Consider the following 18,893-nt stretch of genomic DNA (forward strand, 5'->3'; position numbering starts at 1 on the left):
GGGGACTCATGTCAAAGGTTATCGCGGCCACGATAGTGGCGGTTTCGCTCATAGTGCCTGCCTCTGCCGCAGACTCCGGCATCTCCGCTATTCTTGGCAGGCCGCACGATTGCGTCATCGAGCCGTTTATCGCGAGCGAACTGGGCAGCCCCGCCACCGGCATTTTGGAGGAGCTGCTGGTAGACCGTGGCAGCCGCGTGACGAAAGGTATGGTTGTCGCACGGCTTCGCTCCGATCTTGAGCAGGCATCCTTAAATCTCGCCAAGGCTCGAGCGGAATCGACAGCGGTCATTGACCTCGGTCGGGAGCGTGCGAATCTTCTGAAAAAGGAAGCCGCTCGCACGACCGAGTTGTATGGCAAGCAGATTTCTTCCACCTCTCAGCTCGACAAGTCATTGAGCGAGCTGCAGCAGGCCGTCCTGCAGCTTCGTCAAGCCGAAACCGATCAGGAGTTTGCAGTCCTCGAGATGCATCGTGCTGCGGCCCTTCTGGCGCAACGTACGATCATCAGTCCGATCGATGGTTACGTCACCAAGCTTATTATGGCGCCCGGAGAGAATGTCTTTGAGCAGGCTAAAATCATGAAGATTGCTCAGATCGATCCTCTCCGCGTTGAAGTTTATCTGCCGATAGCTGCCTTTCCGTTGATCAAGTTGGGAATGACCGCGGAAGTTCGTCCAACTCAGCCGGCCGGGACTGTCCTTGCGGCCACGGTGTCGGTCATCGATAAGGTGCTTGACGCGGCTAGCGATACATTCGGAGTCCGCCTGATACTGCCCAACCCAAAGCACGATATGCCTGCCGGCGTGAACTGCACGGCAACCTTTCCAATATTGGAGAGGTGAGCGGCCCTCACGCAATTAATTCGGCGACCTTACTTCCGGACGCGCGGCAGCGGAGCGCCTTGTATGTTGTCCCGGATGTGATCCATCACGTCGTACATTCGGGCTAGCCCCTTGGCGTCTGCATCGATCAATGTCTTGGCATAATATTTGGCTCGGTCGCGAGCGCGGCTCAAGGCGCTGTAAATAGGCGCCATGTCCATATTGGCCGAATTGGCCTCCTTGAGAAGCATCAACACGATCGTCTCCAGCGCCAGGTGCTGGGCTGCCAGATCGTCTATTTTTGCTTTCTGTTCGGCCAATTCGGCTCGCAGTTCTTCAATTTCAGACATGGGGTTCCTGGACGCTCGGCACGGAAAAACGGCGGTGGGCCCGACGCCGACTGGACAGCGCGGCTTGTGGCCGCCCGTTCGGGCGTTCGCTGACCAATGCGCCTTTGGGCGCGTTCGCTTCGCTCTCTCACTATAACGACCTGCCTCATAACGGATGGTGAATCGGAGGCAGGGCTTAGTTTCGCTTACGCGGGCCCAGGAAGTCGCTCGCTCACCTCCCGGAGAAAACTGGCATTCTGCAATGAGGTCTAGGCCATTGGCCCCTCTGCGCCCGGTATTGCGCTTTCGCAGGATACCGCTTGGAGAAACCACCAGTTTTCGCGGCCCGTCTCGTAGACGCGCTTCGTCATGACCTGGGGCTTCATGCGGATCTCTGCTCCCTCTGTTCGCCCGCAGCGATATTCCGAAGCCCCTGAAGGGCAAGCGTGACCAGTTCGTCGTCGGCCTGCGCCGAACACACCGCATAGATCGGATAGAAAAAGCTTGGTGCGCCCGCGACGAGGTGCAGCTTTCCAGCGGCGATATGGGGCGCGACAGCCCGCTGACGGAAGTATCCAGATCCCCCGGCTTCAAGGATGTAGGTCAATGCCAGCGGGCCCAGCCCCACGAACAGGCCGGGATTGGTGTCCTCGGGAAAGCTGAGTTCGTGGTGCTGCGCGAAGTCGGGGCCCCAGTCGACGTAGATATAACTGTCCGGTTCGACCGTTTTGCCTTTCGCGTCGGTCGTGACCAGGACCAGCTTCTCCTCCAGCAGCAGTTCGACACGCGCTCCCGGCCGGTACTCGGGCGCATACATGACTGCAACGTCGAGCGCGCCCGTCGAGACTTGATTGGTCAGGCTCTCCGGCACGCCGACCTGCACACGGAGCGCCACATCGGGCGCGGCGCGGCGCATCCAGTGCAGCCACTCGATGAGCCAGGGATGCCAGAGGCTCAGTTCGCCGCCGATGGTCAGGACGGCCCGTCGTCCGGGCGGCACTGCGACTTGATGCCGAGCTCTTTGCCACAACTGCACGAACATCGGCGCATAGCGCAGGAACTGCTCACCCGCGGGAGTAAGCGAAGCGCCGTTTTTGTTGCGAATGAACAGGGGCCGTCCAAGCCGCTCCTCAAGCGCCCGGACACGGGCGCTCACGGTCGTCTGGCTGACGTTGAGCTGGTCGGCAGCACGCACAAAGCTGCGCGCCCTGACGATCTCCAGAAAGGTCCGCGCGAGCTCGATATCCATAGCGAGGCACCTCCTGGGAGTAATATAGCATTTTTATTGCAGTAAAATAGCTATTAAATTCGTTTGCTTGCACCATTCGTCTGCGCAAGATGGGTGGGCGGCTGTCCAAAGCCATTGTCCATCGCGGATCAGCTCTTTCGCTCGACCCTCCGGCACATGGCGGCCCCAGTCCGCCTGACGTGTGGTGATGAGCAAACCCGCTGCCGATTTTACTGGGACCGACGTTTTGCGGCTGGCCGCCGACCTGATCGCGAGCCGCCAGCCCTTCGCGCTGAGTATCGTCGTCGAGGCGCAGGGCTCCACCTCGGCACGCACGGGGGCCAAGGCCGTATTCGATGCCGAGGGCACGGTGATGGCCGGGTGGGTCGGCGGCGGTTGCGCCGAATCCACCATCGCGCATGCGGCAGTCGAGTGCCTCGAAACCGAAACGCCGCAGATGGTCGACGTCGATCTCGACGACGAAGTGCTCGGCGCCGGCATGCCTTGCGGCGGCCGGATGCGGGTTTATGTCGAACCCGTCATTCCCCGTCCGACGCTCTGGATCCTGGGACACGGCCGGGTGGCCGAATGCCTGTGCCACCTCGGCGCGCTCCTGTCCTTTGACGTGGTGGTCGACGACGTGATGGCGTCTGCCGATCGCTATCCTGATGCTTCCCGCGTGATCGCGGACGACAGCGACTACAAGGCTCTCACGCCGGCCTCCTCGGACTTCGTGGTAATCGCGACCCAGCATCGCGGGGACCACGAATCGCTGCGCCGATTGCTCAAGAACGACGTTGGCACCATCGCGCTGATCGCGAGCCGAAAGCGGACCGGCCTGGTGATCGACTATCTGCGTGACGCAGGCTTCCAGCAGAGCGACATCGACCGCATCCGCGCGCCGGCCGGCATCGAGCTTCGCGCGCGCACTGCCGAAGAAATCGCACTGTCCGTCATCAGCGAGGTCGTTCTCCTTCGCCGCAGCCGCACAGCGCCGCAGAGGCTCGAAGGCTCGACAGACAAGGATCCTGCGCCTGCCAGAGGCGATCAGCGCCACCCGGTCACGCTCTCCCTGGCCGGCCAGCGCGCGCTGCGCGCGATCGGAGAATGAAATGGAAACCGCCGCATTGAACCATGCCGATCATCGACCCGGCTTTTGGGTGCGCTGGTTCTATTCGACCAATCACAAGGATATCGGCACACTCTATCTCATCTTCGCAAGTATCGCGGGCGTCCTCGGGACAGCGCTGTCGGTGGCCATCCGTATGGAGTTGCAGGAGCCGGGCCTGCAATTCTTTGTCGACCCTTCGCTGTTCAACGTCATCGTCAGCGCTCACGGCCTGGTGATGATCTTCTTCGTGATCATGCCGGCGCTGATCGGCGGCTTCGGCAACTGGCTGGTGCCGCTGATGATCGGAGCGCCGGACATGGCGTTCCCGCGTATGAACAACGTCTCGTTCTGGCTTCTGGTCGCGTCCTTTGCCCTGTTCACGGTCTCCTTCTTCGTCGAGGGCGCGCCCGGCGAGCGAGGTCACGGCGGCGGATGGACGCTCTACCCGCCATTCTCAACGTCGGGACAGCCGGGACCGGCCGTCGACTTCGTGATCCTTGCGATCCATCTGTCGGGTGCGTCTTCGATCCTCGGCGCCATCAATTTCATCACCACGATCTTCAACATGCGTACGCCCGGCATGACCTTACATAAGATGCCGTTGTTCGCCTGGAGCATGCTGGTGACGGCCTTCATGCTGCTCCTGGCGCTGCCGGTCCTTGCCGGCGCTATCACGATGCTGCTGACAGACCGCAATTTCGCCACCACCTTCTTCAGTCCGGCGGGCGGCGGCGATCCACTGCTGTACCAGCACCTGTTCTGGTTCTTCGGTCACCCGGAGGTCTACATCATGATCCTCCCAGCCTTCGGGATCATCAGTCACGTCGTATCGACCTTCGCGCGCAAGCCGATCTTCGGCTACCTCGGCATGGCCTACGCCATGGTCGCGATCGGCGGCATCGGCTTCGTGGTCTGGGCCCACCACATGTACACGGTCGGAATGTCGCAGGCCACGCAAGCATATTTTGCGTTCGCCTCCATGGTCATTGCCGTTCCGACGGGCATCAAGGTCTTCTCGTGGCTTGCAACGATGTGGGGCGGCTCGATTCGTTTCAGCGTCCCCATGCTGTGGGCCATAGGCTTCATCATCCTGTTCACCATCGGGGGCGTCACGGGCGTCGTGCTGGCGAATGTCGGCGTCGACTACGCCCTTCAGGACACCTACTACGTCATCGCGCATTTTCACTATGTGCTCTCGCTCGGAGCCGTGTTCGGCATTTTTGCCGGCTTCTACTACTGGTTTCCGAAGATGTCCGGCTATCTCACCAACGAATGGCTGGGACGGTTGCACTTTGTGCTGATGTTCGTCGGCGTGAACCTGGTGTTCTTTCCCCACCACTTCCTGGGCCTCGCCGGTATGCCGCGCCGCTACGCCGACTATCCCGACGCGTTCGCGGGATGGAATTTCGTTTCGTCGATCGGCGCCTACATCTCGGCGGCGGGCTTTCTGGTCTTCTTCGTTGTGGTTGCGGAAGCGGCGTGGCGCAAACGCCTTGCCGGCAACAATCCGTGGGGCGACGGGGCGACGACGCTGGAGTGGACATTGTCGTCACCGCCGCCGTTTCACCAGTTCGAGACGCTTCCGCGGATCGACTGATGCGCCAGCAGTGAAAATGGCGCGAGGCGCATGGTGGAGGTGGAAATGCCTCAAGATGCTGAAAGCTCGGGATTGATCTCCCTGTTGTGGGCCATCTGGGTGTACCTGAACATCTACTGGTGGCTCGATAATCTGTCGTCGACGGAACAGACCGACAAGAATTGGCCGCAGCGCCAGCTGTTCGGCTGGTCGGGCAAAATCACGACGATCCCGTCGCTCGCCGCTGCGGCCGTGCCGCACCATCTCGCAGCGCTTGTATCCGAGATACTTCGGCGTGATGGCGGCGGTCTGGTGGAAGATTTTCTGGGCAAATTGCTGAACGCGTATGAAACGATCGTAGTCGCGTTCGAGTCCGGTGATCGGACGACGCTTCGCGGGCTGGTGTCTGCCGACGTCTATGATGCGCTGACGGACGCGATGACGGTCCGAGAATCGCAACAGATCACCATCGAGACGGTGTTCTCGCGGCTCGACGCGCCCGAGATCGTCAACGGATCGATCGACGAGGCACACATGGAGATTTCCGTCCGGTTCATCGGCGAGTGTTTCAGACTTTGCCGCAACGCCGCGGGCGAGCTTGTCGAAGGAACGGACAGGTACCGCAATATCGAAATCTGGACGTTTGCGCGAGCGCCCTCGTCCCGCGAAAGCGCATGGCGCGTGGTGGCGACGGAGGCCTGTGTCTGATGAGCGCAGCAATGATGGATAACGACGACAATGCCTCGCCGATCGAGTGCGCATCGCCGCCATGCTTCATGCATGAGGTCGATCCGGCCTATGCTGGGCTCGATTGTCCCGCGCAAGCCACCGCCTTGCCGGTCACAACGTGGCCGGTTGTGGCGCAATGGCGCGAGGCCGAACGCCAGCGGCTGATCTCAGATCGGCTGTCGTTGGACGCTGCCACCCGCGCGGACCATGCACGCCGGATTTCGCTGCTTCTCGACGAGCTGATCGGTGATCCCGCGGGCCTCATTGTCAGCGCCTACTGGCCGTTCCGCGGCGAGCCGAATCTGCAACCATGGCTTCGGGACCTGCGCGCCCGCGGCGCGGAGACGGCACTACCGGTCGTGATCGCAAAGAAGACGCCGTTGGTCTTTCGTCTCTGGCGGGATGGCGACCTGCTCGCCCGCGGCGTGTGGAACATCCCTGTTCCGTCTGACGGCCGGGAGGTCCAGCCGGACATCGTTATTGCGCCGGTGGTCGGATTTGACACTGGCTGCTATCGGCTCGGCTATGGCGGCGGCTTCTTCGATCGGACACTCGCGCAACTGCCAGCCTCCACGACCGCCATCGGCGTCGGCTATGCGCAGGCCGCGATCGCGACGATCGAACCCCAACCGTTCGATATTCCGATGCACCACATTGTAACCGAAAGCGATATCAGGACGCGTCACACCGCGCGCTGAGAGCGCGTGCCTTCGCTCACCGGGGGCGTTCCGCCAACTCCCGCTTCAGCCGGCGGGTCTCTTCGAAGCGCGCCGTCACGTCGCGAAAGACCGCGGCCATACCGATGATCCGCCGCTCGGCATCGTGAAGCAGGGTGATCGTGAACTCGACCGAGATCTGGCGCCGATCCTTGGTGATGGCCGGGACCGCAAGCAGATCGCCGGCTCCATACCGTGTCCGGCCTGTCGCCATGACGTGTTCCCAGCCGTCCCAATGTCGCTTCCGAAGCCGCTCGGGGATGATCAGATCGAGCGAGGCGCCGACAGCTTCGTCCTTTGTGAAGCCGAAGATACGGACAGCACCGGGATTCCAGAAGCGGATCACGCCCCGCCGGTCGGTTGCGACAATGGCGTCGGCGGACGTTGCGAGAATCGCCTCACCAAGGTCCGCCAGAATCGGCTCGAACTCCCGATCCATGTCAGCCGCCTTTCGGCTTGGAGGGCGCGCCGATCACGGCAAGGCCACGTTCCAGATCGGCGATCAGGTCGGCCTCCGCTTCAAGACCGATCGACAGCCGGACCAGGCTGTCGCTGATGCCAGCGGCCCGACGGGCTTCCGCCTCCATGCCGGCATGGGTCATCGTCATCGGGTGGGCGACGAGGCTCTCGACGCCGCCGAGCGATTCCGCCAGCGTGAAGACCTCGACGGCTTCGACGAAGCGGCGCACAGCTTCAATGCCTCCCTTCAACTCGAAACTCAACATGGCGCCGAAGCCGTCCTGCTGGGTCGATGCGATGGCATGCCCAGGATCAGAGTCGAGACCGGGATAGTGGACTGCCGCAACGAATGGGTGCCGGGCCAGAAACTGCGCCACCGCCATCGCGTTGGCCTGCTGACATTCGACACGCGGAAACAGCGTCCGCAGACCACGCAGCGTCAAGTGAGCATCGAACGGCGCGCCGGTCGTGCCCGTGATGTTCGCCCAGGCCGACAGCACCTCGGCATCGGTGCGGTCGGCCGCAACGACCGCGCCCCCGACCACATCGGAATGGCCATTGAGATATTTCGTCGTCGAATGAATGACGAAATCCGCGCCGAGCGCGATGGGGCGTTGCAGGGCGGGGGACAGGAACGTGTTGTCGACCGCGACCTTGGCGCCCGCGTCCTTGGCATGGTCCGCGATCGCTTGAATGTCGACCACGCGCATCAGCGGGTTGCTCGGCGTCTCGATGAGGATGAGCTTGGGCCGCCGGCGGAGCGCGGTGGTGAGCGCCGTCTGGTCACCCTGGTCGACAAAGCTGACGTCGAACTGCCCGCGGTCCCGGCGCGCGGCGAGCAGACGGTAGGTTCCGCCGTAGCAATCGTGCGGAGCGATCACGAGATCGTGCGGCCGGAGCAGCGACAGCACGAGATCGACCGCTGCCATCCCGGACGATGTCACGACTGCGCCTGCACCTCCTTCAAGGCGGGCAAGCGTATCGGCGAGGAGATCGCGCGTCGGATTGGAGGTGCGCGTGTATTCGTGACCACGGCCGCGCTCGAAGCCCTCAAATGCGAAGGTGCTCGTCAAATAGAGCGGCGGCGTGACGGCTCCGTATGTTCGATCCGTGGCAACGCCGTTGGACGCCGCCACAGTCCGTGGATCCTTCGCCTTCGCCACTGTCCGTACTCTCCTGACAGCAGGCTCCGTTGCCGTGGTCGTTCGGCCGCCCGCAGGACAATCCTTGATGCGGTTCTCCTGCGAGCACAAACGAATGATCATGCCGACATGATGCAACAATTATGCATGATCGGTGCGGCTCCGGCCGTGCCCGGCCGATGCGAGCCTGCCCGAGCGCGGTTCAAAGAGCGAAAGCACCGTGAGCTGCCGCGCCTCGCCTCCGAGAGTTTCCCAGGTGATCGAATGCCCGAGCGGCGACCCAATCAGCGCTGTGCCGACAGGCGTCATCACCGAAATCTTTCCCTGCGAAATGTCAGCCTCTTCGGGATAGACGATCGTGACCGTCCGAACCTTGCCGGTCGCGTCATCGCGAAATTCCACCTCGCTATGCATGCGGACGAAGTGCCCTGATAGCTCGCCATCGGCCAGCACATGTGCGCGACCGATCTGGTCCGCCAGTCCGGCTGCAAGATCGGGCAGCCGGTTACGGGCTGCATGGGCCAGAGCTGAAAGCTTCTCATGGTCGAGCGACGAGAGTGCTACTCTCGGCTTGGACTGGCTCGCTGTTGTCAGGATGTTTTCACTCGTCATCGCAATCTCCTCTTTCTTGCGCCTAGGCCGCTGTGGGATCGGGATCGTCGTCGTCCCCAGACACCTGCGGGCTGGCGATGGATCGCTCGTGTTTGGGTTTGGTCGTCTGGATGTTTGGTCGCGGGAAAAGGGGACGCACATTCCCGTAAGGTTCGTTGGCCGCCACGACCGTTGGGTTCTCGTTTTCCGTCATTTGCCGAACTCCGCTGCTGATTATCTTTGCATGGCCGGGCGCCCCACTTGCGTGAGGGCACCCGCTCTTTGACTTTGTTGGATGAGCGACGACGCCGTACCCATGGGCCGGCAAGCCGTTTCTGCGGCTGCCGAGTGGTCGTCTTGGCTTGGAAGGTGGTCCCCGAGGCTCGCGAAAGCGCGCGCTGAGCTCGGGGCTAGTTGCCCGCGATCAGATTGCCTGCGTGGCAGAGGCCACGTACGAATGTCGCGAACTTGAACATGTAAACAAAGCTAAGTGCTTTCCCATGAAAGTCAAACCGCGGAGTCGGTACTTGCTCCAAGGTGTGACGAGCCAATTGCGAATCTGGAGCAAACCAGAAGCAGATACATCGAATAGCGACACTTGGACGCACGCGATCGTGCCTGCACGTCTCCGGAGCTTATGCTGCGTCCAGCTCCGTCATCAACGGCTGGAGGTCGTCCTGGCGATCCAATGACATGACGATGTCTACGATCCGGTCGATTCTGATAGCCGGCATGAGATCTGAAACATTAGAGCGAAACTTGCGGACAATATCTTCGGTGCTCATCGGATTTTGCGGCATGCCGCGCATGTGATCGACCGTGAACGCCACCTTGCGGCCGTCCGTCAGCTCAATTTCGACGCGCCCGCCGAGCTGATTGCGGTCGGTCATCTGCCGATCGACCATCGCATGAACCTTGTCGGCCAGTGTGTTGAAGCGTTGATCGGTCAGATTGGCGGCGTCGAAGCTTTTCTTGTCCAGTGTGCCCTGGAGCATGGCCTCGGCCATCGAGTGGTGCAGGCTGAAGCGTCCGTGAAATGATGTCCGCGGCCGGCGCTTTTCGGCGACCGGCTCCGCCACCAGCGGTATGACAAACTCCGGCACCGAGCAGGAGATCGAGATCACCTGATCCGGGGTGATGCCGTGTTGTCGACGCAGCGTCAGCGCGGCGTCGATCAACGGCTGAATGTAGTGCCCGCACGGATAGGCTTTCGGCGCGATCTTGAGCGCCTCCCAATCGTCGCCGAGACGATCCGTCGCTCGGGAGAAAGCAAAAGGATAGCTCTTGTCCTGGACATGAGCCTTGAAGAAGCCGAAGCGTCCGTCGAACACGCCGCGCGGTCCGGTGACGCCGTTTCTGGCACAGAAGGCCGCATTGACCGCCGACAGCGCCGAGAAGCCGGCGTGCAACGACTTCGCGGCGCTGCCGTCTTCCCATGACGCCATTGAGGCGGACGATAGACTGCCGCCGATACCGATCGCGTCCATCGTTTGCGTGGCGTTGAGGCTCAGGCAGCGCGCCGCAGCGCAGATCGCGCCGAACGTGCCGAAGATGCCGGTCGGATGGAAGCCGTTCTGGTGAAACTTGCCGACGGCCACCATTCCAAGGCGGCATGCTATCTCGTTGCCGAGCGCCACCGCCGCGATGAATTGCCGTCCCGTGCAGCCTTGCGCATGCGCGACCGGAATCGCCACGGCGATCACCGGGCTGCTGGAGTGCAACGCGGACTCCAGATGCGAGTCGTCGAATTCCAGAACCAGCGCGGCCGTTCCGTTGACGAGGGCTGCACCGGCCATGGACGCGCCGCCGCCGTATGGGATCGAACGGGTCTGTGCGCCGGGAAACGCCTGCGCGGCAGTGTCCCTGGCGCTCAGCGCATCGGGATGCGCGGCCGCGCCAAGCATGCATCCCATGATGTCGAGAATGCGGAGCTTGGTGCTCTGGATTACGTCTGCGGGCAGGGCGTCGTGCGAATAGCCGCTGACCCAGTCCGCGATTTGTTGGCTCAACGAGTGCGGGAACTGGGCCGGCATCGGCGTTACACTTTCCGCAGCACGGCCACGACCGCATCGATAAGCGGCCCGAGTTCGCGCTCGAGCCAGGCGTCGTTGCGGGTGCCGGCCGCGATGTGCGGCGTCATGATGACGTTCTTCAGCCCGAGCAGCGGATTGTCGCCGCGCACCGGTTCGACCGAAAATACATCCATCGCCACGCCGCCGACCCTGCCGTCCTTCAAAGCGGCAGCAACGGCGGCTTCGTCAATGATCGAGCCGCGCGCCGTGTTGACGATGAGCACGCCGCGTTTCGCCCGCGACAGCAGGTCGGCGTTGATCATCTTGGTGGTTTGCGGCGTGCCTGGAACGTGGATCGAGAGAACGTCCGACCTGCCGATCAACTCGTCGAGCGTCGTATAGGTGATGCCGAGCCGTTCTTCGGCGGCGCGATCGCGGCTGCGTTTGGTGTACAGCACCGTCACGCCGAACGGTTTCAGATAGTCGGCCACCAGCATGCCGACCTGTCCGAGGCCAAGCAGACCGATGGTTTTCCCGGTCAGACCGCCGATCCCGCCGCTCGCCGGCCAATTGTAGGCCCATTCGCTGGGCGGCAATTGCGACGGCAGATGTAAATCCGCGCGCGATCCGTCAAGATCATGAGACAGCGCCAGCATCATCATGACGACGTGCTCGGCGACCATCCGGTTGGTGTGCCGGTCGAGCACCTTGATGGGGATGCCGCGCGCGCGGCAGGCGACGTGGTCGATATTGTCGGTGACGAGCCCGAAGGTGTGGATCAATTTGAGCGACAACGCGCGGCTGAGTTCTTCGGCGCCGAGCTTGCCGTTCTCGATGATGAGGACATCGGCGTCCGCCAACATTCCCGGCAGGTCTTCCGGCCGCGCGCAATGCGCCACAGCGATGCCGGGCGGCACGTTGTGCTTCGCCGACCACGCCTTCAGCATAGCGACGGGATCGGCGCACTCCGTGAGATAGAACTGCCTGAGGAATTTTTCGCCGTCGGGAGAGGGGGCCAGCGCCTCGGAGATGAGGCGAAACATCTTGTCCGGCTCACCGAAAACAACCTTCATTATCCTGCCCGCAGTTCAGACAGCTTCCCAATCAATGCGCCCGTTTCAGCAGGCGCCAGCCGGCCATGACATAGAGAACATACTCTCCATGCCAAGGCCGGGCTCGCTTTCTTTCGGGACTCAGTTGTTGTCTGGTTTGAGCCCAAGCGAGTTGACGAGCTCCTTCAGCTTCTTGTTCTCGTTCATGAAGTAATCGCCGAACTCGCGGTCCGAGATGTTCTGCGGCTCGGCGCCGAGCTTCAGGAAGAAATCCCGGACTTCGGCTTCCTGCACCGCCCGGTTAATTTCCTTGTTGAGGCGGGTCACGATATCCGGCGGCGTGCCGAGAGGGGCGAGCACGCCCCACCATTCGTTCAACTCGAAGCCGGGGAGGCCGCTTTCGGCGAACGTCGGAACGTTCGGAGCAGCGGTCGAGCGAGTTTTGCCCGTGGTTGCGATGGGCTTGAGCTGGCCGGTCGGGATGAAAGGTAGACAATTCGACGGGCCGCTGATCGCGAGGCTGATCTGGCCGCCGAGCAGATCCTGGAAGGCCGGCGCGCCGCCTCGATAGGGAACGGCGCGAATATCGATGCCGGCGCGTTGCTTGAACAGCTCCATCGCGAGCTGGCCGGCCGAGTAGGTGCCCGGGTTTCCGTAGGTCAGCTGTCCGGGCTTGGCCTTCGCCGCCGCGATCACCTCCGCGACGGTGCTCACGCCCACGGACGGATTGGCGCAAACCAGGCTCGGCACCACCGCGACCAGCGAGACGGCTGTCAGCTTGGTCGGATCGAAGTTCATGTTCGGGTCCGGCGGCGTTGCCACATGCGGAGTTGCCAGCATGCCGATCGTGTAGCCATCCGCCGGGGAATTCTGCAGCACCGAAGCGCCGATCAAGCCCGCGGCCCCGGCGCGGTTATCGATGATCACCGGCTGGCCGAGATTCAAGTGCTGCGTGATCTTTCTCGCCAGCGTGTCGGCCGTGCCGCCGGCGGCGTATGGAACGATGATCTTCACCGGACGGTTGGGAAAGGACTGGGCATTGGCGCCCACGCTCATACCCACCGCGCACAGCAGCGCGAGGCTCAAAACGCGCTTCATTTGTTTTCTCCCATCCCTTTGCATGTACTTTGATTGATGCGTCTACTTGAGGTCGCCGCAGCGGCGCGACCAGTAGTCCCACATCCGCTGAACCGAGTTGTCGCTGTAGACGAGCTTCTTCGTCAGCTCGATTTCCCCGGGGCTGAGATAGGTGATCTCGCCGCCGAGCGCCGCCGTGTTGAGGATGAGGCTGGCGTTGATCTTGAAATACACCGCATTCAGCGTTGCGATCTTCAGGCTCTGGCCGACCACGACGCAGCCGTGACGCGGCAGCAGAACCGAGTTCGCGTCGCCCAGGCCGCGAGCCATCGCGTCGCCGCGCTCCTTGTTGGTGATGAGCATGTCGGTGTCGCCGAAGTCGCTCCGGATGTCCCACACCGGGACGTGTGTGCCCATGCCGCACGCAGGATGCACGCAGGCCTGCAGCGGTTTCTTGGTCAGGCCGAACGGGATGGTCTCGTAGGCGTGATTGTGCACGACCGATTGCACATCCGGCCTCACCTTGTAGATCGCGCCATGAATGGGACGCTCGAAGTACATCGGGCGTCCCTGCTGGTCGATCGGGTTGCAGTCCAGATCGTACTCCATGATGTCTTCGGGCTTCACCAGCTCGGGGCTGCGCGAACAGGAGAGGAAAAACCGGTCCGGCCGGTCAGGGTGCCGCACGCTGATGTGGCCAAGCGAATCCGTCACGCCCTCGCGCGCCAGGATGTGGTTGGCGGTCACAAGATCCTTCAACAGGGAATCCAAGCCGGTCATAGGTCCTCTTCGATGTTGCTGGGGCGCCGAGTGGCTGGGAGCGCCGATTGGCGGCCGAGGCGTGTCGAGCCCCGACCGGACGAAAAACGGGTTTTGCCGATTATCAGATGCGACGTCTCTCTTGGCCTCCAGTGCCCAGAACGCTAGAAAAAAACGTTTCCAAGCCGATTGCAAGCGGTATGTTGCAAACGTGTTAAAGACCGCGTCCGATGGTCGCGAGGGGTGGATTCGGAATGGTAATTGGGCAATCGGTTGGCCGGCTTGAGGATCTCGCCCTCGTCACGGGGATGGGACGCTTCGTTGCGGATATGTCGCTGCCTTTCCAGCTACATATGCGCCTGGTGCGTTCCCCCGTTGCGCATGGCCATTTGTTGGGCGTCGATGCCTCAGCGGCGCTTGCGATGCCGGGCGTCGTCGCGGTCTGGACGTCTCAGGATGTTGCCGACGTGCCGCCGGTGGACTTCCGCGACCCGTCCGCGGAGGCTCTGACACCCTACCGGCAATACATTCTGGCGCGCGAGCGCGTGCGCTACGTCGGTGAGCCGGTGGCCGCGGTGTTCGCCACCGATGCGTACATCGCGGAAGACGCCGCGCAGGCCGTCCAGCTCGAGATCGATCCGCTGCCGGTCCTGATTTCCGCATCCGATCCGCCGGGTGAATTCGCCCAGGGCCGCACCACCGAAGCGACGGTGCTGCGCCACAGCTATGGCGACATCGCCAGGGCCTTCGCCGACGCGCATGTCACGGTCGAGCTCGAACTCGCGCTGGGCCGGCATTCGGCGGTCCCGATGGAGACGCGCGGCGCCATCGGTGTCTACGACCCGGGCTTGGACATGCTGCGGCTGTACGGCGCCGCCAAGGTGCCGCATCGCAACCGCGACACGTTGTGCAGGATGCTGGGGCGCAGCCCGAATTCGCTGCATCTGCACGAACTGCACACCGGCGGGGGCTTCGGCGTCCGCGGCGAACTCTATCCGGAAGACATTCTGGTGCTGGTCGCGGCGACGCGGCTGCGGCGGCCGGTCAAATGGATCGAGGACCGCAAGGAGCACCTAGTCGCGGCCAATCACTCCCGCCAGCAGACACACCGTGCGCGTCTGGCGGTGGACCGCGACGGTCTGATCCTCGGCCTTGACGACGAATTCTTCCACGACCAGGGCGCCTACATCCGAACGCACGGCGCCCGCGTGATGGATCGCACGCTGTGGTCGATATCGGGGCCGTATCGTGTCCCGGCCTACCGCGGCGTCGGTCATTTCCGGCTGACCAACAAGACGCCGGCTGCGACGTACCGCGCACCGGGCGGATGGGAGAGCACGTTCGTTCGCGAACGGCTGCTCGATGTGGCTGCGGTCAAGCTCGGCATCGATGCCGCGGAGATCCGCCGCCGCAATCTGCTGTCCGCGGACCAGATGCCATACCGGCGCAAGTACGATCAGCCACACGTGGAAACCCTGGTTCTGGATTCCGGCGACTATCCGCTCCTGCTCAAGAGAGCGCTGACGGCCATCAAATACGACGACCTCAAGCAGGAGGTGGCGCGCCGGCGCAGTGCGGGCGCGATCGTTGGAATCGGAATGAGCGTGTTCTTCGACGAGAGCGGGCGAGGTCCCTCCGACGGGGCGCGCGCCACTGTGGACACCAACGGCAGCGTTGAACTGGTGACAGGCGGCGCGTCGGTGGGGCAGGGGTTCGAAACCGTGATGGCGCAGATCTGTGCTGAAGCCATCGGCGTAGAGTACCATCGCGTCAGAGTCATTCACGGCCAGACCGACCGGATCGCCCATGGCATCGGCGCCCATGCGTCGCGCGCAACGGTGCTCACGGGCAACGCGGTTCACGCCACCGCGATGAAGCTTCGGGAGAAGATCTTGTCGTTTGCATCGGATCTGTTGCAAACGCCGGCGTCCGATCTCGACATCAAGGGTGGTCAGGTCACGGCGAAAGGCGGGGTCGGCGCATCGATCTCGCTGGCCGACCTGGCGCGGCGCGTGGCGCCCGGCTCGCCCATTCTCGCAGGCCGGGACCCGGGGCTGACCGCGGAGGGCTGGTACAACACCGACAAGCTCGCATTTGCTTACGGCGTGCACGTCGCGCTTGTGTCGCTGGACAAGGAGACCGGCGCGATCTCCATCGAGCGCTACGTGGTGGCGCAGGAGGTCGGGCGCGCGGTCAACCCTATGCTGGTCGAGGGCCAGGTTCGTGGCGGTTGGATGCAGGGGATCGGCGGCGCGTTGTACGAAGAGTTTGTCTACTCCGAAGCCGGCGACCCGCTCGCCGCCTCGCTCGCCGACTATCTGATCCCGACGGTGCAAGAGGCGCCGCGCCTCGAGGTGCTGATCACCGAAGACGTGCCGTCGCCGGCCAACCCGCTCGGACTGCGCGGCGCCGGAGAGGGCGGTATCAACGGCGTTGGGGCCACTCTGGCGAATGCGGTCGAAGATGCCTTGCAGCAGGTCGGGAGCGTGACCAGTCTGCCGATCTCGCCACAGCATCTGCTGACGCGATTGAATTGCGTGGCGGCTCCCAGGATCGACTGATCTTTGGCTTTGAGCTTGAAGGCCGGTCAGACGGTTTCGTTGGTCATGCGCTTGGCGGCGTCCAGCGCCGCCAGCACGATGCCCTGATAGCCGGTACAGCGGCAGAGATTGCCCGAAATTGCGACTCGCACCTCGCGCTCGGTCGGGTCGGGGTTGTCGCGCAGAAACTCTAGCAACGTGGTCAGCATCCCGGGCGTGCAGAAACCGCACTGCAGACCGTGATTGTCGCGGAATGCCTCCTGAAGCGGGTGCAGCTTGTCAGGTGAATGAGCGATGCCTTCGACGGTGAGGATGTCGTGGCCGTCGGCCTGCACCGCCAGCATGAGACAGGATCGCGCTGAGTGGCCATCGAACAGGATGGTGCAGGCGCCGCAAACGCCGTGCTCGCAGCCCAGATGCGTGCCGGTCAGACCGAGGTCGTAACGGATGAAGTCAGCGAGCGTGATGCGGACCGCAACTTCGCGCGTGTAGGCAGTTCCGTTGACCGTGACAGTGATGGTCCGCTTGTCAGTCGTCATCAGTGTTTACCGTTCCAGGGCGCGTTGTCGGCAAGGCCCGCAGCTTTTTCCAACGCGCGGCGCGACAACACGGCAGCGAGATGCTGACGGTACTCGGACGACGCATGGATATCGGCCAGCGCGTCGATGCCGCGGCAGCTCTCGCAGGCCTTGGCGAACAACTCGGAACTCGGCGCCTGGCCGGTGATCGCGGCCTCGACTTCGCTCGCGCGCACTGGCGCGACCGCGACACCGCCGAGCGTCACCGAAGCACGTGTGATCTTGCCGCCTTCGATCATCAGCAGCGCCGCCGCCGACACGATGGCGAAGTCGCCGTGGCGGCGGGCGAACTCGATGAAGGCCGCCTTGTGGCCCACCGGCCAGAGCGGAATGCGGACCGCGGTGACGATCTCGTTCAATTCGATCGCCGGCGTCAGATAGCCTGCCGGAAAATCCGCGAATGCGATCTCGCGCGTGCCGTTTGGCCCGGCGACCGAAACCGTCGCATCATGGGCGGCGCAGACCGTGACCTGCTCGGCCGACGGATCGAGATGGCAGAGCGAGCCACCGATGGTGCCGCGGTTGCGCGTTTGACGATGGCCGGTGTGCTGCAGGCCCTCCCACAGCAGCGGACATTTGGCCTTCACCAAGTCGGAGAACTCGAGATCGCGCTGGCGCGTCATGGCGCCGATCTCAAGCGCGCCGTCCTTTTCCCGGATGTAGGACAGTTCGGCGATCCGGTTCAGGTCGATGACGTGGTCGGGAAGCACGAAGCGGAAATTGAGCATCGGCATCAGCGACTGTCCGCCGGCCAGAAGCTTGGCGTTGTCCAAGGTGCCGAGCAGGTTCACAGCTTCAGCGACGGTCTTGGGGTCGTGATATTGAAAGGGTGGCGGCTTCATCCGTCGGACGATCGGTTGTCAGCTATGAAACGTTTCCATTTCGAGGGTAGATGGCACGCAGTTTGCTGTCAAATGGCCTCGTCATCTGGCCTCGTCATAGCGCTTCGATTGAGGTAAGGCTCCGCTCATTCCGCCTCATCCCATATCGAGTTTCTGTTCCATGTTCGTTGCGGTGACCGGCGCCCGATCGTTTGCGCTCGATCTGCCGGATCCAGGTGTCCCCGGCGTTGACAACCTTCGATGAACCGTTTCATTACTCAGTTTCTGACGGTTTCGGCGCAGAACACGGCGAGGATGCAACATGAAAGCTGCGGTCATCGAGAAGCAGGGCGGCATCGAGAATATCGCCTATCGCGATTTTCCGGATCCCGTCGTGGGGCCGCGCGACGTCCTGGTGCGTTGCAGGGCGGTGGGACTGAATTACTTCGACATCTTCGTGCGCAAGGGTATGCCCGGATTGCCGGTGCCGATGCCGTGGATCTCGGGAGCGGACGCCGCCGGAGAGATCGCGCAGGTGGGCTCCGAGGTGAAGGGTTGGAAGGTCGGCGACCGCTGCCTGATCGATCCACTGACGAACGAAGGCATGATGGGCGAGGAGGTGCAGGGCGCCTTCGCGGAATATTGCCGCATTCCCGCGGACTTCGTGATTCCGCTCGATCCGCGCCTGTCCTTCGTCGAGGGCGCGACCATTCCGGCCAACTACGGCACCGTTTACCGCATGCTGTTCACCAACGGCGATATCCAGCCTGGCAACCTCGTTCTGGTGCTTGGCGCCAGCGGTGGTGTGGGCACCGCGACGGTGCAGGTGGTGAAGGCTTATGGCGGGCACGTGATCGCCTGCGCGGGCACCGACGAGAAATGTGAGAAGTTGAAGGCGCTGGGGGCCGACCACGTGGTCAACTACAGCACGCACGATTTCTCCCGGGAGGCGTGGCGCATCAGCGGCAAGAAGGGCGTCGATGTCTGTGTCAATTTCACCGGCGGCAACACGTGGAATCCGTCGATCCGCGCTCTCAAGCCGCATGGCAAGCTTCTGACCTGCGGTGCGACGGCAGGCTTCGATGCGCAGACCGACATCCGCTTCATCTGGCAGCGCGAAGTGAAGATCTGCGGCTCGAACGGCTACACGAAGGAAGACGTCCGCCGCGGCATGATCGACATGGCAGACGGAAAAATCCAGAAGCCGGAGACCCGGACATTCCCGCTATCCCAGCTCGGCGAGGCCGAAAAGGCGATGGAATCCCGAGACTTCTTCGGCAAGATCGTTATGATCCCCTGACCGGCGGGCGCCCATCGAGTCCGGCTCCCGCATCGATGTGAAGTTGCTG

Annotated in this window: 18 protein-coding genes; 7 read left to right on the forward strand and 11 right to left on the reverse strand. The window is 62.9% G+C overall.

The features are described from left to right. Window positions 1-8 precede the first annotated feature (8 nt). Entirely contained in the window at window positions 9-845 is an 837-nt protein-coding gene (locus RHPLAN_RS14565; protein WP_068019141.1) for an efflux RND transporter periplasmic adaptor subunit, read from the forward strand. 29 nt (window positions 846-874) lie between these two features. Here the strand turns inward: RHPLAN_RS14565 and RHPLAN_RS14570 are convergent, their stop codons facing one another. Then, window positions 875-1,174, reverse strand: a complete 300-nt coding sequence (locus RHPLAN_RS14570; RefSeq protein ID WP_068019142.1) for a hypothetical protein — start codon at window positions 1,172-1,174, stop codon at window positions 875-877. Window positions 1,175-1,535: 361 nt separating this feature from the next. Further along, complete coding sequence (locus tag RHPLAN_RS14575; protein WP_068019144.1) at window positions 1,536-2,402, reverse strand: LysR family transcriptional regulator; 867 nt, start codon at window positions 2,400-2,402, stop codon at window positions 1,536-1,538. Window positions 2,403-2,628: 226 nt separating this feature from the next. Between RHPLAN_RS14575 and RHPLAN_RS14580 the strand changes: the two genes are divergently transcribed. Genes RHPLAN_RS14580 through RHPLAN_RS14595 form a run of 4 tightly spaced genes read left to right on the forward strand, consistent with a single transcriptional unit; the run spans window position 2,629 to window position 6,495 of the window. Further along, a complete protein-coding gene (locus RHPLAN_RS14580) occupies window positions 2,629-3,492 on the forward strand; it encodes an XdhC family protein (RefSeq protein ID WP_198164923.1) in 864 nt (287 codons plus the stop codon). Between the two features lies 1 nt (window position 3,493). Further along, window positions 3,494-5,089, forward strand: coding sequence for a cytochrome c oxidase subunit I (ctaD, locus tag RHPLAN_RS14585; protein WP_068019146.1), 1,596 nt, complete (start codon window positions 3,494-3,496; stop codon window positions 5,087-5,089). Between the two features lie 30 nt (window positions 5,090-5,119). Beyond that, window positions 5,120-5,776: a Tim44 domain-containing protein gene (locus RHPLAN_RS14590; protein ID WP_068019149.1), complete on the forward strand. Its 657-nt coding sequence runs from the start codon at window positions 5,120-5,122 to the stop codon at window positions 5,774-5,776. Further along, a complete protein-coding gene (locus tag RHPLAN_RS14595; protein ID WP_237180143.1) occupies window positions 5,776-6,495 on the forward strand; it encodes a 5-formyltetrahydrofolate cyclo-ligase in 720 nt (239 codons plus the stop codon). Before RHPLAN_RS14590 ends, RHPLAN_RS14595 begins: the two co-directional genes overlap by 1 nt. Before the next feature lie 16 nt (window positions 6,496-6,511). Here RHPLAN_RS14595 and RHPLAN_RS14600 read toward each other — a convergent pair whose 3' ends face one another. The 7 genes from RHPLAN_RS14600 to RHPLAN_RS14630 form a co-directional block, all read right to left on the reverse strand. Next, window positions 6,512-6,952 carry a PAS domain S-box protein gene (locus RHPLAN_RS14600; protein ID WP_068019152.1) on the reverse strand — a complete coding sequence of 147 codons (441 nt, stop codon included), beginning with the start codon at window positions 6,950-6,952 and terminating at the stop codon, window positions 6,512-6,514. A gap of 1 nt (window position 6,953) precedes the next feature. After that, entirely contained in the window at window positions 6,954-8,135 is a 1,182-nt protein-coding gene (gene metB, locus RHPLAN_RS14605; protein WP_068019155.1) for a cystathionine gamma-synthase, read from the reverse strand. A gap of 120 nt (window positions 8,136-8,255) precedes the next feature. Next, a complete protein-coding gene (gene rnk, locus RHPLAN_RS14610) occupies window positions 8,256-8,726 on the reverse strand; it encodes a nucleoside diphosphate kinase regulator (RefSeq protein ID WP_068019158.1) in 471 nt (156 codons plus the stop codon). A gap of 614 nt (window positions 8,727-9,340) precedes the next feature. After that, window positions 9,341-10,738, reverse strand: a complete 1,398-nt coding sequence (locus RHPLAN_RS14615; protein WP_068019161.1) for an MmgE/PrpD family protein — start codon at window positions 10,736-10,738, stop codon at window positions 9,341-9,343. A gap of 5 nt (window positions 10,739-10,743) precedes the next feature. Then, window positions 10,744-11,790, reverse strand: a complete 1,047-nt coding sequence (locus RHPLAN_RS14620; RefSeq protein WP_068019164.1) for a 2-hydroxyacid dehydrogenase — start codon at window positions 11,788-11,790, stop codon at window positions 10,744-10,746. A 120-nt stretch (window positions 11,791-11,910) separates the two neighbouring features. Next, on the reverse strand, window positions 11,911-12,867 hold the full coding sequence (locus tag RHPLAN_RS14625; RefSeq protein ID WP_068019167.1) for a Bug family tripartite tricarboxylate transporter substrate binding protein: 957 nt from the start codon (window positions 12,865-12,867) through the stop codon (window positions 11,911-11,913). 42 nt (window positions 12,868-12,909) lie between these two features. After that, on the reverse strand, window positions 12,910-13,605 hold the full coding sequence (locus tag RHPLAN_RS14630; RefSeq protein ID WP_198164925.1) for a class II aldolase/adducin family protein: 696 nt from the start codon (window positions 13,603-13,605) through the stop codon (window positions 12,910-12,912). 308 nt (window positions 13,606-13,913) lie between these two features. Here RHPLAN_RS14630 and RHPLAN_RS14635 point away from each other — a divergent pair, with 308 nt between their 5' ends. After that, window positions 13,914-16,166 (forward strand): xanthine dehydrogenase family protein molybdopterin-binding subunit, encoded by a 2,253-nt coding sequence (locus RHPLAN_RS14635; protein WP_198165073.1) that lies wholly within the window; start codon window positions 13,914-13,916, stop codon window positions 16,164-16,166. A gap of 26 nt (window positions 16,167-16,192) precedes the next feature. Here RHPLAN_RS14635 and RHPLAN_RS14640 read toward each other — a convergent pair whose 3' ends face one another. Both RHPLAN_RS14640 and RHPLAN_RS14645 read right to left on the reverse strand, forming a co-directional pair. Next, window positions 16,193-16,684, reverse strand: a complete 492-nt coding sequence (locus tag RHPLAN_RS14640) for a (2Fe-2S)-binding protein (protein WP_068019174.1) — start codon at window positions 16,682-16,684, stop codon at window positions 16,193-16,195. Beyond that, window positions 16,684-17,565, reverse strand: coding sequence for an FAD binding domain-containing protein (locus RHPLAN_RS14645; protein WP_068019177.1), 882 nt, complete (start codon window positions 17,563-17,565; stop codon window positions 16,684-16,686). Before RHPLAN_RS14645 ends, RHPLAN_RS14640 begins: the two co-directional genes overlap by 1 nt. Before the next feature lie 301 nt (window positions 17,566-17,866). On the opposite strand from RHPLAN_RS14645, the gene RHPLAN_RS14650 reads away from it, so the two are divergent. Further along, window positions 17,867-18,844: a zinc-binding dehydrogenase gene (locus tag RHPLAN_RS14650; protein WP_068019180.1), complete on the forward strand. Its 978-nt coding sequence runs from the start codon at window positions 17,867-17,869 to the stop codon at window positions 18,842-18,844. The last annotated feature ends 49 nt before the right edge of the window (window positions 18,845-18,893 follow it).

It is taken from the genome of Rhodoplanes sp. Z2-YC6860 (assembly GCF_001579845.1).
Lineage (GTDB): Bacteria > Pseudomonadota > Alphaproteobacteria > Rhizobiales > Xanthobacteraceae > Z2-YC6860.

Bases quoted from the DNA above. Each gene is read 5' to 3' on its own strand.
- RHPLAN_RS14590 (WP_068019149.1), top strand. From the start codon at position 5,120: ATGGTGGAGGTGGAAATGCCTCAAGATGCTGAAAGCTCGGGATTGATC.
- RHPLAN_RS14635 (WP_198165073.1), top strand. From the start codon at position 13,914: ATGGGACGCTTCGTTGCGGATATGTCGCTGCCTTTCCAGCTACATATG.
- RHPLAN_RS14595 (WP_237180143.1), top strand. From the start codon at position 5,776: ATGAGCGCAGCAATGATGGATAACGACGACAATGCCTCGCCGATCGAG.
- RHPLAN_RS14600 (WP_068019152.1), bottom strand. From the start codon at position 6,952: ATGGATCGGGAGTTCGAGCCGATTCTGGCGGACCTTGGTGAGGCGATT.
- ctaD (WP_068019146.1), top strand. From the start codon at position 3,494: ATGGAAACCGCCGCATTGAACCATGCCGATCATCGACCCGGCTTTTGG.
- RHPLAN_RS14645 (WP_068019177.1), bottom strand. From the start codon at position 17,565: ATGAAGCCGCCACCCTTTCAATATCACGACCCCAAGACCGTCGCTGAA.
- RHPLAN_RS14620 (WP_068019164.1), bottom strand. From the start codon at position 11,790: ATGAAGGTTGTTTTCGGTGAGCCGGACAAGATGTTTCGCCTCATCTCC.
- RHPLAN_RS14575 (WP_068019144.1), bottom strand. From the start codon at position 2,402: ATGGATATCGAGCTCGCGCGGACCTTTCTGGAGATCGTCAGGGCGCGC.
- rnk (WP_068019158.1), bottom strand. From the start codon at position 8,726: ATGACGAGTGAAAACATCCTGACAACAGCGAGCCAGTCCAAGCCGAGA.
- RHPLAN_RS14625 (WP_068019167.1), bottom strand. From the start codon at position 12,867: ATGAAGCGCGTTTTGAGCCTCGCGCTGCTGTGCGCGGTGGGTATGAGC.
- RHPLAN_RS14570 (WP_068019142.1), bottom strand. From the start codon at position 1,174: ATGTCTGAAATTGAAGAACTGCGAGCCGAATTGGCCGAACAGAAAGCA.
- RHPLAN_RS14615 (WP_068019161.1), bottom strand. From the start codon at position 10,738: ATGCCGGCCCAGTTCCCGCACTCGTTGAGCCAACAAATCGCGGACTGG.
- RHPLAN_RS14650 (WP_068019180.1), top strand. From the start codon at position 17,867: ATGAAAGCTGCGGTCATCGAGAAGCAGGGCGGCATCGAGAATATCGCC.
- RHPLAN_RS14640 (WP_068019174.1), bottom strand. From the start codon at position 16,684: ATGACGACTGACAAGCGGACCATCACTGTCACGGTCAACGGAACTGCC.
- RHPLAN_RS14565 (WP_068019141.1), top strand. From the start codon at position 9: ATGTCAAAGGTTATCGCGGCCACGATAGTGGCGGTTTCGCTCATAGTG.